The sequence below is a fragment of the Sphingobacterium sp. R2 genome, assembly GCF_040760075.1.
Classification (GTDB): domain Bacteria; phylum Bacteroidota; class Bacteroidia; order Sphingobacteriales; family Sphingobacteriaceae; genus Sphingobacterium.
The window spans coordinates 1520892-1536116 of record NZ_CP142884.1 but is presented as its reverse complement, the minus strand read 5'-3'; the positions used below and the strand labels follow the sequence as shown (position 1 = coordinate 1536116).

General features: G+C 45.0%; 9 protein-coding genes. 6 read left to right on the top strand and 3 right to left on the bottom strand.

Going from position 1 to position 15225, the window contains the following annotated elements; all coding sequences use genetic code 11:
- Positions 1-5: 5 nt before the first annotated feature.
- From VXM68_RS06460 to VXM68_RS06450, 3 genes are all read right to left on the bottom strand, one after another.
- A complete protein-coding gene (locus VXM68_RS06460) occupies positions 6-3212 on the bottom strand; it encodes a SusC/RagA family TonB-linked outer membrane protein (protein WP_367210807.1) in 3207 nt (1068 codons plus the stop codon).
- A 159-nt stretch (positions 3213-3371) separates the two neighbouring features.
- On the bottom strand, positions 3372-4412 hold the full coding sequence (locus VXM68_RS06455; RefSeq protein WP_312363328.1) for a FecR domain-containing protein: 1041 nt from the start codon (positions 4410-4412) through the stop codon (positions 3372-3374).
- A gap of 46 nt (positions 4413-4458) precedes the next feature.
- Positions 4459-5013: an RNA polymerase sigma factor gene (locus tag VXM68_RS06450; protein WP_367210805.1), complete on the bottom strand. Its 555-nt coding sequence runs from the start codon at positions 5011-5013 to the stop codon at positions 4459-4461.
- Positions 5014-5287: 274 nt separating this feature from the next.
- Between VXM68_RS06450 and VXM68_RS06445 the strand changes: the two genes are divergently transcribed.
- The 6 genes from VXM68_RS06445 (at position 5288) to VXM68_RS06420 (ending at position 15209) form a co-directional block, all read left to right on the top strand.
- Positions 5288-5629, top strand: coding sequence for a helix-turn-helix domain-containing protein (locus VXM68_RS06445; RefSeq protein ID WP_293956081.1), 342 nt, complete (start codon positions 5288-5290; stop codon positions 5627-5629).
- 145 nt (positions 5630-5774) lie between these two features.
- Positions 5775-6359 carry an RNA polymerase sigma factor gene (locus VXM68_RS06440; RefSeq protein WP_367210804.1) on the top strand — a complete coding sequence of 195 codons (585 nt, stop codon included), beginning with the start codon at positions 5775-5777 and terminating at the stop codon, positions 6357-6359.
- A gap of 56 nt (positions 6360-6415) precedes the next feature.
- Positions 6416-7579: a FecR family protein gene (locus tag VXM68_RS06435; RefSeq protein ID WP_367210803.1), complete on the top strand. Its 1164-nt coding sequence runs from the start codon at positions 6416-6418 to the stop codon at positions 7577-7579.
- A gap of 66 nt (positions 7580-7645) precedes the next feature.
- Entirely contained in the window at positions 7646-11254 is a 3609-nt protein-coding gene (locus tag VXM68_RS06430) for a SusC/RagA family TonB-linked outer membrane protein (RefSeq protein WP_367210802.1), read from the top strand.
- Positions 11255-11266: 12 nt separating this feature from the next.
- A complete protein-coding gene (locus tag VXM68_RS06425) occupies positions 11267-12691 on the top strand; it encodes a RagB/SusD family nutrient uptake outer membrane protein (protein WP_293956085.1) in 1425 nt (474 codons plus the stop codon).
- Between the two features lie 19 nt (positions 12692-12710).
- A complete protein-coding gene (locus VXM68_RS06420; RefSeq protein ID WP_367210801.1) occupies positions 12711-15209 on the top strand; it encodes a zinc-dependent metalloprotease in 2499 nt (832 codons plus the stop codon).
- Positions 15210-15225: the final 16 nt, after the last annotated feature.

Below are 15225 nucleotides of genomic sequence, written 5' to 3'. Positions count from 1 at the left end.
GTTTATCAGAAATTAGCCGTTAACCCAACAGAAAATATACGCATCATACCATAGGTCCACGATCCCCCTTGCGACTCCGGATCAGCCATTTTCAATTTGGTAAAGAGAAAAGGATTTTGCGTATTGATGTAAAAGCGCGCATTTTTAATTCCATATTTATTGAGGTAGGCGCTATTCAATCGGTAGCCAGCCTGAATAAATTTGACACGGAGGTACTTCGCATTAAACAACCAAAAGTCACTGCGTAGCACGTTATTTGCCGGATTCGCCAGCAAACGAGGATAGATGGCATCCTGGTTATTTTCGCGCCAGGTATTCGCCGCCCGATAGGTTGTCGGGATACCACCCGAGGCACTCAAATTCAGCGGATGCCATAAGTAACCGGCAGATTTACCCCCGAGATTCGCCGAATAATCGTGGTTACCTGCCCCCTGCAACAAAAACTCAAAATCGAAGTTCTTGTAACTGAAACTTACATTACTAAAATAATTGATCCTCGGCGTAGGGTCACCGATCACTTTTTGGTCGCTCTCGTCAATCATACCGTCGCCATTAAGGTCAACATACTTGATATCGCCCGGGCCTTCGCCCGCGAGCGCCGGAACCAATGCTGTTTTTTTATCAGCAGCAAAATCAGCATATTGCAAAATACCATCCGTTACATAACCATAATGACTCTTTATAGCATACCCCACCTCATTCGTCGAGATACCCGAATAGTACGGACCACCCAATAGTTCAGTAATCTTATTCTTATTGTAAGAGATGCCCGGTCTTATCGAAAAACTAAAGTCATCGCCGAGCTTATCGTTATAATTCAGCGACAGTTCCATTCCGGTATTGCTCACCTTACCGGCATTCAAAGGAGCCGAACCAATAGCGCCGGAGGGTGCCACAGTAGGTTTCAGAAGCACATCCTTCGTTTTTTTGTCGTAATAATCAAAGGTTAAAGAAAGCTTATTCTTGAAAACCGACAGATCCAAGCCCACATCCAGGATATTCACCTTTTCCCAGGTAATGTTTGGATTACCCCATACAGACTCTGTTCCATTGGTCGCATTGATAAGATTTTGGTACAGATATAAACCGATATTCTCATTACCCAGCTGCCCATACGAGGCCCTCAGCTTCAGATTACTGATCGCATCCACATGAAAAAATGCTTCATTATGGAGGTTCCACCCCAATGCGATGGACGGGAAATAACCATATTTCTTTCCAGGGCCAAATTTGGAAGAACCATCAGCACGAAAGGATAGCTCGGCAAGATAGCGGTTGTCATACGAATAATTTGCTTTCGCATAGCTCGACACCAACGACGATTCTTTCCAATACCCCTCATTAAATTTCTCAACAGAAAATCCACCCATGGCAAAGAGATTATGCTTTTTGAAAGTCTTGTTGTAATCCAACGCGCCGCTCAAATAATAATAGGTGTTTCTGGTCTCCGAATATGCATTCCGCTGCACGGCCCATGTCTGTACCAGCTGTTTGGTATAATAATCGAAGAAATAAAAATTATCCCGGTTTTGCTTATAAACATCACTATTGAGTCTATAGCTAAACTGCCCCCGCAAGTTTAAATTATCAGTAATCGACCATTTCGGCTGTAGATTGATTGTTGCCTGATCATATTGATATCCAATGGTACCCCCGACCTCTTCATAAGCCAATGGATTGACGATGTCCGCATACCGACCATAAATGGTTGGCCATCCCTCCTCTTGAGGATATTTGGGTAGTACCGTAGGCGGCAGCCGATAAAGGTCGTCCAAGATTCTGCTCCCCCCATTATCGATGGTTCGGTTTGGGTACAAGGTATTCCGTCTGATACCCAAAACATCCAGATTAATCAAAAACCGCTTCGAAAGCGATACGGAGGTATTTGCACGGATATTAAAGCGATCCATCTTGTTGAGCGGCAACATCCCTTTCTGGTACATGTAATTGCCCGTTACCGCAAATCGCGCAACATCATTTCCACCGCTCACAGCTAAAGAATGGGAGGTTAGCGGACTATAATCATCGATAACAATATCCGTCCAGTTGGTATTCGGATAATTGATAGGATCTTCCCCAGATTCGGTTTTGCTAATCTGCTCATCCGTATACAATATTTGCCCTCCGGAGGCCACCTGCGCATAGTTATACATACGCATGTAAGTAGGCGCATCCACAAATTCAGGGAGGATTGTCGGAGATTGCTGTCCGTAATAACCATCATAGAGCACATTGATCTGCCCCGCTTTCCCGCGTTTTGTAGTCACCAAAATAACGCCGTTCGCCGCCCTGGCACCATATATAGCTGCTGCAGCCGCATCTTTTAATATGGTTACACTCTCCACCGTTACCGGATCGATATGATTCATATCCATAGGTACGCCGTCGACAAGCACCAGCGGATCCGAATTATTTAACGTCGAAATACCCCGTATTTTAATACTGGCCGCGTCACCACCCGGCAGGCCTGAGCCTTGCTGAACGGTAAGTCCCGTAACACCGCCCTGCAGCGACTGCGAAAGATTGGTAATAGGTTTTCCTTCGATATTGGATTTAATATCCAATGAGGCGACAGAACTGGCTATATGTTTTCGCTGCATTTCCGTCATCCCCACGACCACCACCTCATCCAGATCCGAGACATTTTCCTTAAGCGATACCGTAAGGTTCGCTTCGGTCTTATTCACCAGCACCTCTTTGGTCAAGAAACCAACTGCCGAAAACGACAACCTGCTCCCTTTAGCTATCGTGATCGAATAATAACCTTCATCGTCCGAAACCGACGTGGCTATCCCGCCTTTTTCAGCTACCGTAACACCCGAAAGAGGAACAGGGGGTTCAGCCGTATTAAAAATGCGTCCTTTGACAGTTACTTTTTCCTGGAAAACAACCGGTCTGTTAAATTGCTGACTGCGGGCAGTCAGGTCGGGTATGACAGTGATTTGCCCAGCCCCCTGTGCAATCGTCAGATTAAATTTCCGGAGTACCTGCCGTAAAGCTGGCACCAGCTCCTCCTTGTAAAGATCGACGTTTATCCGTTTGTCGGCTAACAAATTTTCAGGGTAAAGCAGCGCAATATCAGTCTGTTTTTGAACAGATTGCAGAAAATGCTTCAAGGGTACGTTTTTCATTTTGAGCGTTATTCGCTGGGGAAACGCGAGTGCACTGACAGAAAGTAAAACTCCTGTAATGGCAAGGGATCCTATCTTCATATTATACCTAATTTTAGGTGACAATAATTGTCTAGAGGAGAGATTTTGTCCCACCTGTTTTTTTTTCATAATTTTGATGAAATTAAATTTTTAGAAACGTTTAATTTAAACGGATAAAGGGGACCGCAATTCCTCTTTATCCAATTTTATGGTTAGTAATCAATTGTTCTTTATCCACACCTCCTTTTCTACTTGTGTTATCCTATAGTTTCTCAGCGCATATATCGTACTTAAAGAAGTCAGTATATCAACATCCAGATTGATCCTGCCAGAATAGACCGTTGCATTTTCCAGCACGGATGGGTCAGCATGAATCTGCACATTATAAATGCGTTCCAATTTTTTGATCAGATCTTTCGTAGACAGACGGTCCAGTACAAGCTGTTTTTTAGTCCATAAGATTTCATTCCCTTCCGCTTTATTATCCACGATGACTTTCTGCCGTTGCAGATCATAAGTAATCAATTGACCTGGCACCATGGTGATGTCTTTGAAATGCGGACTGCTCAGTTCGACCTTGCCCGTAATCAATTCAATAGCCATTTTTTTATCCTCTTCATAAGACGATAGATTAAAGCTGGTACCCAATACTTTTACAGACGCGTTTTTTGTTCTAACAATAAAAGTTGTACCCGTATGAGCGACATCAAAATACCCTTCGCCATTGAGGTATACTTCGCGGGGTTTGCCCAGCATATCCGGATTGTAGGTCAGGTATGAACCTGCATTGAGCCATACCTTGGAATGGTCTGGCAATGTAAACTCCTGTCTTTTTCCATAGGGAACAAATAGGGTATGGTATTGAGGTGTAGCAGCTTTAGGCGCAGGCCCCATCAAATCGAGTATGTCAGATGAACCCTTTACGTTCAAAAATGAAATCGCATGGCTTTCGGTATGCAGATCAACAGCAATAAGCTGGAGGCTATCTTGGTGTGTATTCAACGTTTGGCTGATGGATGCTATCCTTTCGATATCAAGCTTCGGCTCCATTGCTGCATCCCTTGGAAAGAACAGCTTGAAGCAGACTAACAGGCAGGCCACAGCTGCGAGCGGTCCAACATAGAAAAGCAACCTACGCGTACGTTTTTTGGCTGTACTGCGGACAATCCGCTCAAAGAGCTTTGCCTTATCTTCTTTCGACAGGCCCTGCTCTGGCGTGAGGTTGAATATGTGCTTAAATTTTTCTTTCTTGGTTTTCACAAACTATGCTTTTATACCTATAGAGCATAATTTTCAAAAACATAGACTAAAATCTATTAAAAAAAAAATAAAAAATAGTAAAAAGTTCAACGGGCTTCAATTCCACTTTTAATTGCTTGATTGCCCGAAAGGTCAATGTCCTGCAGGTCTCCACATTTACCCCCATCATCTGCGCAATCTCGTCGTAGGAAAAATCGAGGTAATAGCGCAAAAAAAGTACTTCCCGCTGCCGCTTCGGCAATGCATCTACCTTTTCTTTGATTACTTTCACGACACCGGCTTCCACCTCATCGTTGATGAGATCAAGTTCGTGGCTATTCGTCCAATACATGTCTTCCGAAAGCGAGTCGACAGCCACAGTCTTCACCTTCAACCGCAGCAGCTTCCGCCGCAAAGCAGCGAAAAGATAATATTTCACCTGAACGTGCTTCGCTATTTTTGGATTATCAAATAAGTGCACAAAAAGGTCGTGGATACAATCCAACACGGTATCCTTATCATAATGATACTGCTTACCATAGCTGTACAAATCGTCGATATAAGTATCGTAGATTTCCTCAAATGAACTTCGATTACCCTGTATAAATCCAATCCAAGACATAAAAGCTGGTAATAATTTTTCGCTAATTTCCTCTTTTTAATATTAATCTTACATGAAATAATGGTTATGTTATCACTTAGGTCTATTTCATCAAGACAAGAGCTGGAAACCCTCATGGCAAGTATAACAAATTTAAAATCAATAATCAAACTAAAAATAAGCCCTGCCGAGTGTCTGTTTCCTATACAGATTTAAGCCCTTACTTTTTTAATACCCCACCAAAAAAATTGTTTATGCATTTTTTTTCGTACCTTAACCCATTACAAATCTTCAAATGAAAACACTAGGCAAAAAGATCAGATTACTCAGGCAACAAAAAGGTTGGACGCAACAAGATGTAGCAAAGAAATTGGACGTTTCAATTCCTGCATTTTCAAAAATGGAAACAGGGATTACAGATCTTAACCTCTCTCGGTTAAATCAAATCGCCAAGTTATTTAATTTGACATTGTTGCAGCTGGTATCCAATTCAGATACAGACGACGTTAAAGATTACACCAACGAAATAAGCATCCTGAACAAACAGCTACAACAAAAGGACGATCAAATTATCCAGCTCCGCAAAAAAATCATTGAGCTCTACGAGCAAATAGAAAAAGATAATCCAAGGCTATAAGCTCAGCCTATCCAAATTTACTGCATAGCATACTGTCGGCTGAAAACTATTGCCCGCAATAGGAAGTATTCAGCCGAAAAGTTGTAAATTTGACAGCTGGTTACAGATTCAATCCGCATAGAATCTGACTGTTGAAAAGTTTACTATGGATATTACTGCAGAAAATAAGCTATTGATATCGCTTTCCCATGGCGACGAACAAGCTTTTTTTGCCTTATATGATCAGTATAGCCATGCCCTATTTTCCACTATTTTTCGAATGGTCAAAGATCGGCAGGTAAGTGAAGAGATCGTGCAGGATGTATTCCTCAAAGTCTGGCAAAAAAGATCGACCATTGACCCCACGCGAAGTTTTAAATCCTGGATTTTTACAATCGCTAAAAATGATGTGATCTCCTGGTATAGAAAATTAGCGAAAGAAGCCGCAATGCAGGAAAATTTATACCAGCATTTCGAGCAGCTCTACCTGATGGAAAAAGAAGTTGATATCGAAGAAAAACAGTCCGCATTATTAGAAAAAGCGCTCAACACCCTAAGTGAGCGTAGAAGAGAAATATTTGTGCTGTGCAAAATAGAGCAGAAAAGCTACGAAGAGGTTGCAAAGCAATTGCATATTTCTGTATCCACCGTGAGTAATGCTATGGTCAAATCCAACCAACATATCCGCCAATTTGTGCAAGACCATTATGACGAGATTTTAGCAATTCTTGTCGCATTCTATTTTTTTTAAAAAAAACACCACAGCGATAGTGTTTTTGCTAATAAGTTGCGTATTAACTTATAGATATGGCAAAAAAAATAGAAAATATTTACAAGAACTATTTAGATGGAAGTATCAATCGTGTCGACCTCGATAGACTGCTCCACTATTTTGAACATGCCAGCGACGAAGAGCTCGAACAGCTCACTTCTTTGGCCTCGATCGATATTGACCAACATCAAATCGATCAACCTTTTGCGCCCCATATTGCCCGTATCAAAGAAAGATTAGAAGATAGGCTAAACCAATCAGATGGATTAAACCAACCGAACAAACAACCGCTTCGTTTAAGCTACAAACAGCAGTGGTGGGCAGCCGCTTCCATTCTCCTGGTCGCCGGATTGGCCACCTGGTTTTACCTCGCACAGCGCGTGGCACCTTCCGATATTGCGGCACCATCAGCACCCACCTTATATGTGAAAGATAAGTCTGGCAAAGAAATCGCCATTTTACCAAAAACAGATTCGGCATGGCAGATCGGCGAAATTGCATTTTCCCGCATCGACAGTCAAACGGTAAAAGTCACCGCAACGGGAAAAACCCCAAGTCTGCAAACCATCTACACCCCCAATTCCGACTTTAGGATTATTCTGGAAGATGGAACCAAGATTACGATGAATGCGGCATCTACCCTCACCTTTCAGGTTCCTTTTGATGCTGCCAAAAGAGAAGTTTCCCTAGAAGGAGAAGGGTATTTCGATGTAGCTCACCAAGCACAAAGACCATTTACCGTTCATGCCGGAGCCGCAAACGTCGAAGTGCTGGGCACCGTTTTCAACGTACGAAATTATGCGAGCGACGGACAGGTCACCACATCCCTGCTGTCCGGACGGATCGCTCTGAGCAAATCCGGAACCGCTCAGCGCATTGTGCTGCATCCGGGCGAAACAGCCATCACCGACCACAATGGAATACATCAGGAGCAGGTAGCGCTAAAGCAAGCTACCGCTTGGACCGCAGGCTACTTTGACTACCGCGATCAGTCGCTCCGTGTCATCCTAGCTGATTTGTCCAGATGGTATGCTGTCGAAGTCGATACCCTCCCGCTACCTAACGACCGGTCGATTTATATGAAAGTCCGAAAAAATATACCATTACAGGAAATGCTAAGTCTCTTAAATGAAGCAAGCGGCCTCCATTTCCAATTGAACAATAAAAAAATCAGCTTAAAAAATACGTCTAAAAACTAACGCGTAACAATTCACTTTTAACAATACATATTTAACAACTAAATACTACATTAACCTACATCTACCATGTCCTACCTAACCCCAAAGCGACCGGTATTTTTGCGGAAATACTTGAGTGTGGTCGCTGGAATTGCTTTGATGAGCATGATTGATCCTTACGAACTACAAGCTCAACAGGTTCAGTTAAATTTTAAAAATGCCGATGTCAAAGAAGTGATCACAAGCCTATCGGATCGCTACGGCTACGAATTTGTTTTCGATGGGAATCTGTTAAAATCGGCCCGCCCGATCAGTGTCAACCTCAAACGCTCGAGCGTTGCGGACGCGTTGTCCATTTTGTTTAAGGATCAGCCCTTCAGTTACCGTCTGGAAAACAAGCGCATCATCCTTTATCGGAAAGTGGCATCCACCAATAGTCAGCCCGTGCGCGGAAAGGTTATTGATAGCCTGGGCAATACCATTCCCGGCGTTTCAATCCACAACCTACAGGACAATAGCCAGACGATGAGTTCCGGAGATGGCGATTTTGAATTGAGTGTTGCCAACCCTGCAGACATCCAATTGTCTTTCAGCCACGTCTCTTTTCAAGAAAAAGTGATGCGATTCAGTCCAGATCAAATTGCGCGGCCGGTACGGGTCATGCTGAGCGCAAAAGAGTCTATGCTCAACGAAATTATGATTACAGGATATCAGCGCATCAGCAAAGAGCGTAGCCCTGGAGCATATACCACAGTCACCAATGATCAGTTAAACAAACAGATCAACGTCGACTTAGTTTCTGCGCTCGAAGGCCAGGTAGCTGGACTGACCTATATCAAAAACCCTACGCGCTCCGCTGCAGACAGTCCCGTACTTCGCGGAATCGGCACCTATTCCAATCAGGTCACCACCAATCCACTTATCGTCGTGGACGACTTACCCACCGAGCTTACCCTGAGCGACATCAACCCCTATGACGTCGAGTCCGTTACCGTACTGAAAGACGCAACAGCAGCATCCATCTATGGCGCCCGGGCAGCCAATGGCGTTATTGTCGTTACCACTAAAAGAGGAAAAGGCCAAGGAGTTTCCGTCAACTTCAATGTCGATCAGTTCATCACGCAAAAACCGGATATCGCCAAGATGCATTACGCCAGCACATCCGATCTGATCGACTATGAAATCGATGTCTACAACAAAGAAAGATCGCGCTATGCGAATACCGAGTCTTTGTTCAATTACTACGGAAGGTTGGGTAGTGGAAGTCTAAAATATTATTCACCGTTATACGATCTATTCCGAAAAGAATCTACCGGGGCCATTAGCACGCAAGAACGCGATGCGACGATCAATACCTGGCGCAACAACGATTATATTAAAGAGTTTACAGACAACGTCTGGCAGAATGAATCACGCCAACGGTATAACGCCAGCATCTCACAGAATTCGTCCAAAAGCAACACCTTTGTTTCGTTCAACTACGATAAAGGAAAGGGTCTAGTGCAGCACGAGAAGAATGAGAAATTCAACCTGTATTTGAAATCCAGCTTCAACGTCACCAAATGGTTAAATGCGACAGTCGGACTGAACGGCACCTACGGTGTCAATAAAGAAACCGAAGGCGATTACAATAATGTATTTTTACAGCCTCGCTATACACGCATCAAAGATGAAAATGGCAACCTCGTGTATGCGCCTTACGTTGACCTTTCAAGTTCCGTCGGACCCGGATCGGCCATTAACGGCGAGACAGCAGAACAGATTGCCGCAAACCCAAATCTAAAAAGTACCGCCTTTAATGTGCTTGAAGCCTTGGGCGAAGGCATCGAGAGCAGAAAGAATTTAAATCTTCGCGCATTTACAGCGTTGCGGGCCACCATTTACAAAGGACTCTCTTTTCAAACACAGTTTTCCTATGAACTGGGGCAAACTTCCCGTGAAAGCTTCTACGACGAAGACAGCTACATGATGCGTGTCGCATCAAATGCAATGGTCAGCTACAATGCAGCGACAGGAGTATACACCAAGAACCTGCCAGCAGGAGGCCGTTACTATCAATTCGAATCCAAACGGTACAACTATACGTTCCGCAATCAATTTAACTATGACAATACCTTTGGCCAATATGGCCAGCATCAGATAACCGCCCTCGCCGGCTTCGAGATGCGTCAGTCGCATACACCGCGTCCTATCCAACAATTGCTTGTGGGCTACAATCCCGTCACCTTGACATCGACTACCATCGACTGGGCCACATTAAGTAAAACAGGCGTAACGAGTTATATCTATGGAGGCAATGTCCGCTTAGGTGACTTGAATGGCGGTGCGCAAAAAGAAACTTTACACCGATTCACTTCGCTATATGCCAATGCCGGCTATACCTATAACAACAGATACAACCTAACCGGAAGTATCCGTGTTGATCAGGCCGATCTTTTTGGCGTAGACCCCAAGTTTAAATACCGCCCGTTATGGTCTGTCGGAGCAGGATGGAATGTCAGCAACGAAGACTTTATGAAAAACAGCGAATGGTTAAACTCGCTCAAGCTACGCGCCACGTACGGTATTACCGGCAATGTGGATCAAGAAAGTTCCAGCTATGGTACCGCCACCTGGAAATCCGATAAGCTTTTCCCCTACCTGCAGTATCTCGAGCAAAAATCGTTGCCCAATCCCATGTTGCGCTGGGAGAAAACAGCAACCACCAACTTCGGTGTAGATATTTCAATGTTAGACAACCGCCTGTCCGCCACTATCGATGCCTATAATCGCTACAGCTCCGATTTGCTGATCAGCGCAGTACTCGACCCAACCGTCGGAGCCAATTCACGCGTTATCAACAATGGGGCCTTACGCAACAGAGGAATCGAGTTTAACATCAATGGCGTGTGGCTCAAAAAGAAAGATCTGACAGCAAGCACCCAACTGGTATTCTCCTTCAACAAAAATAAGGTCGAGAAAGTGAATGGATTGACCGCTACCGCGCAGTCCTATGTTGGCTCGCCTAGCAACTACTTTTTTGAAGGCAGCAGCTACAATTCCATCATGGCCTATCGCTATGCCGGCATGGTGAATGGTTACCCTTATTTTCTGGATCAAAACGGCGAATCCAATGTGGTTTTTGATGATAATGGCACCCCTACAAAGATCAATGATATCAATTCACCCGATGCATTGGTCAACTTAGGGACACTGTTTCCAAAATATACAGGATCCATCAATCAGCGTCTGCGCTATAAAGCATTTGATCTTTCGGCCATGTTTGTCTTCTCCGGTGGACATAAATTGCGCAAAGATGCCATCGACTTCGCAAGCGATAAACTGACTAACGCAGGTCTGGTGAACCGCTGGGCAGCAGGAGCCACCAACGATTATCCCCGATTGATGGTCGATTATCCAGACAACCTACGGAGTGGCGCGAGCACCTTATCAAATCTATGGCGCTATAGCGATCAGCAGATTGTTGCGGCAGATTATGTGAAACTGCGAAACATCGCGGTCGGTTATCAACTGCCAAAACAATTGGCCCATAAAGCCGGCATGCAAAACGTCAGGTTAACGGCGCAGGTCAATAATTTATGGACATGGAGCGCCGCCGGCAATGATATCGATCCAGAATCCTATTCACTCAATAGTGGTACACGCACTTTGCCCCTGGCCAAATCATTCCTGATGGGACTTTCACTCACTTTTTAACCCAAATCTACGATGACTTTAAAAACTATAATGGCGGCATGTGCGACTCTAGTAGTCTTTTCCGCCTGCGATAAATACCTCGACATTACACCAAAAGGCTCCCAATTGGTGCGTACCACACAAGACTATTACGACTTGGTGGCCTACCCCAATAGAGGCTACCCCGTCAATAATTTTCAGTACCTGGTCGATGACCAATACCTCAAAGAATCCAATGTTATCGGTTTGACGCCCAACATCAATACCATCAACTTTTTGTTTCAGGAAAAGGAAGACCGGGTCAGTCAACTCAACTCATCGAGCTTTTACAACCAGTGCTACAAATACATTGCACAGTGGAACATGATTATTTCCCTGGTGGATGAAAGCCCGGGCGATAGCCAATTGAAGACCCTGGCTAAAGCCGAGGCCAAGATGTTTCGAGCTTTCGATTATTTCCACCTCATCAATGTCTACGCCAAGGCCTATGATGCCAGCACGGCAGCGCAGGACGGTGGTGTCTGCATCATGGATAAATACGACCTGGAGGCCAAACCAGTCAAGTCGACGGTACAGCAGGTATACGATTTTATTCAAAAAGATATTGACGACGCCATACCCCATCTGCAAGAGAAACCCAACAATCCCTATCACCCATCGCTGGCCTTTGCTTATGCATTGAAAGCCAAGGTGCACCTTTTCAAAAGGGAGATTGCCGAAGCACAGGCGGCAGCCGAAAAAGCCATGCAGCTGAATGGACAGCTCATTGATCTGGTACAATATGAAAAATTGGGCGGACCAAGCAAGACACCGATCATCGCCGAAAATAATCCCGAAGTATTGAGCTACATGTATATCAATGGCTACACCGAAATGAACTTTGGGTACAGCTACATGTTAAGTCCCGAACTGACGAGCATGTTCGATAAAGAAGACAAGCGTTTTAGTTTATTCTACACCAAGACCAACGCCAGCTTCCTGGATATCGGCGCCGGAGCAAGTTACTACAACGTCAAGTATACCGCATTTTTCTTCCCCACCGTTGGACTAAAAACACCGGAAATTTACCTGATGCTGGCCGAATGTTATGCCCGTCAAGATCAATATGCCAAAGCCATCAGCCTATTGAATAGTCTACGCAAAACCCGCATTGAAGGCGACAAGGCCATTCTGGCCGTTCCGACGACACGCAAGGAAGCGATGGATCTGGTTATTAACGAGCGCCGTCGCGAGCTGCCGATCGGATACCACCGTTTCTTTGATCTGAAACGCTTAAATCTCGAAAAAGAATATGCCAAAACACTCGTCCGTGTCTTCCCGATTGTCAATAAGACGGTCGAGCAAAAGACCTATACACTGGCGCCAAACTCCAGAATGTACATCATTCCGTTTCCATTGGACGCCATGAAGTTAAACCCAAACTTACGGTTAAATACAGACGAAGCCGTACCGTTTTAATAGATGCTATAACAAACACATGAAAAACAAAATTATCTTAAGTACCCTCGCCCTGCTTTTGTCTGGCGGTATAGTCCAAGCGCAACAACCCTTGGAAAAGAAAGCCGATAAAACGGCTAGTAAGACCGATACAAAGACAGCGGCCAAAACAGATACCCTAAAAACAAAAAATGACCTCTATGAGGCCTACAGTAAAATTTTAAATAAAAAAAGAATATCCCGCTCAGGCGTTTTTAATGTTATCGAATCCGAAAAGAAGTGGTACCTGGAAATACCCGATAGTTTGCTCAACCGCTATTTCCTTACCGTAACCCGCCTGGTGTCGGCACCACAGGGATTTCCGATGTATGGGGGCGAAAAGCTGAATGAGCAGACACTTTACTTCGAAAAAGGCCTGGGCGACCGTATACAGCTGCGGGCAGCGATTTACAGGCAGGATGCGCCAGAAAACGATGCCATTCGTACCGCATTGATCCAGTCGCAGGAAGATCCTATCCTTGCTATCTTAGATATCAAAGGACTACAGGCAGGCAGCAACAGTTATTTGGTAGAGGTGACCGATCTATTTCGAAAAGACAACGCCGCCCTTTCCTTCGACAGCAAGATAAAAAGCGAAAATAAGCTATCCTCCCTGGCAGACGACCGTTCTTTCATTACCGATATGAAGGTATTCCCGATCAATCTGGAAGTAAAGACCACCAAAACCTACAGCTCCACATCAGGTACGCCCGCAGCAACTGCAACCGGTTCATTGACCTTTACTACCAACACATCGATGGTGCTGTTGCCAAAAGTACCGATGAAAAAACGGATTTACGATGACCGCGTAGGGTATTTTGCCAACAAGTATGTCCTCTTTACCGATAAAGACCAACGGTCCAAAGCCTTTAATTTTATACAGCGCTACCGTCTCGAGCCCCAAGCGAAAGATCTAAAACGCTACTTAAAAGGCGAATTGGTCGAGCCTCAACAGCAGATCGTTTATTACATCGATCCGGCGACCCCAAAAAAATGGCGCCCCTACCTCATTGCCGGCATCAATGATTGGAATAAGGCATTCGAGCAAGCCGGCTTCAAAAACGCCATTGTCGGCAAAGAATGGCCCGAGCAAGATACCACCATGAGCCTCGAAGACGCACGGTTCTCTGTGATCCGGTACTTTGCCTCCGAAAAGGCGAATGCCTATGGGCCACGCATATCCGATCCCAGAAGTGGCGAGATTATCGAAGCCCATGTAGGCTGGTATCATAATGTCATGAAACTCGTTCAGCAATGGTTTATGGTGCAAGTGGGCCCATTGAACAAAGCTGCACAAAAAATGCAGCTAGACGACGAAGTGATGGGCCAACTGATCCGCTTTGTATCGTCGCACGAAGTAGGGCACAGTTTGGGCCTCCGTCACAATATGGGAGCAAGCAGCCAAACGCCAGTAGAAAAATTGCGCGACAAAAAGTGGGTCGAAAAAAATGGGCATACCGTATCCATTATGGATTATGCACGCTTCAATTATGTGGCGCAGCCCGAAGACGGTGTAGGCCTGGCCGGCATCTATCCACGCATCGGCAGCTACGATAAATGGGCCATCCAATGGGGGTACCAATATCTACCCCAATTTACGAGCGGTGAAGACGAGCAACTCTACCTCAGCAAACAAGTAACAGACAGTCTTAGAACCAACCCCAAGCTTTGGTTTGGCGGCGAAGGGAACGATGAAGACCCACGGTCACAACGAGAAGACCTTGGCGATGATGCCGTATTGGCAAGCAACTATGGAATCAAAAACCTAAAAAGAGTGGTTTCCAATTTGGTCGAATGGACGAATGAACCCGGCGATGATTACAGCAACCTCAAGGATATGCACAAATCGGTGCGCGCACAGTTTGACCGTTATCTTTACCATGTCCTCAAAAACATCGGTAGTCAGCACATAACCAAGAAAGTACGCGGCCAGGAGGGAGCCGTTTATGCAGCAGTTCCGAGAGAAAAAGTCAAAGCAGCCGTGCAGTATGTGAATGACCATGTATTCACCCCACCCCTATGGTTATATCCACAGGACATCCAGGATTTGATCGGCAAAGATGCCAACAAGGAAATCGTCGAGCAGCACGAACAGATGCTGAACATGTTGATGAGTCCAGGCATGCTCTACAATGTGTACATGAAGTCCTTCAACACTACAAATCCCTATGGCCTCAACGAATATTTAAACGATATGGGTGGAGCGATCTGGACCTTGCCCGTTGGAGACCCACGTGTTGCCGTCTTTAAACGTGCGCAACAACGCTTTTTTCTCGAAAAAGCCAATCAGATCATCAATCCCAAAGTCGGACAGGGATCCGATATCATTTCACAGGCACAGCGCAGTGATGTTCAGCTCTATGTGCGGAATTACCTGAGCGCCTTAGTGCCCGAAATTAATCAACTTGCCGCAAAACAGACAGATCCACTAAATAAACAGCACCTGGATCTGATGTTGCTCGAAATAAAACGCATTCAAAACCAAATAAATAAAGATTAAACCCAGCTTACTCGAG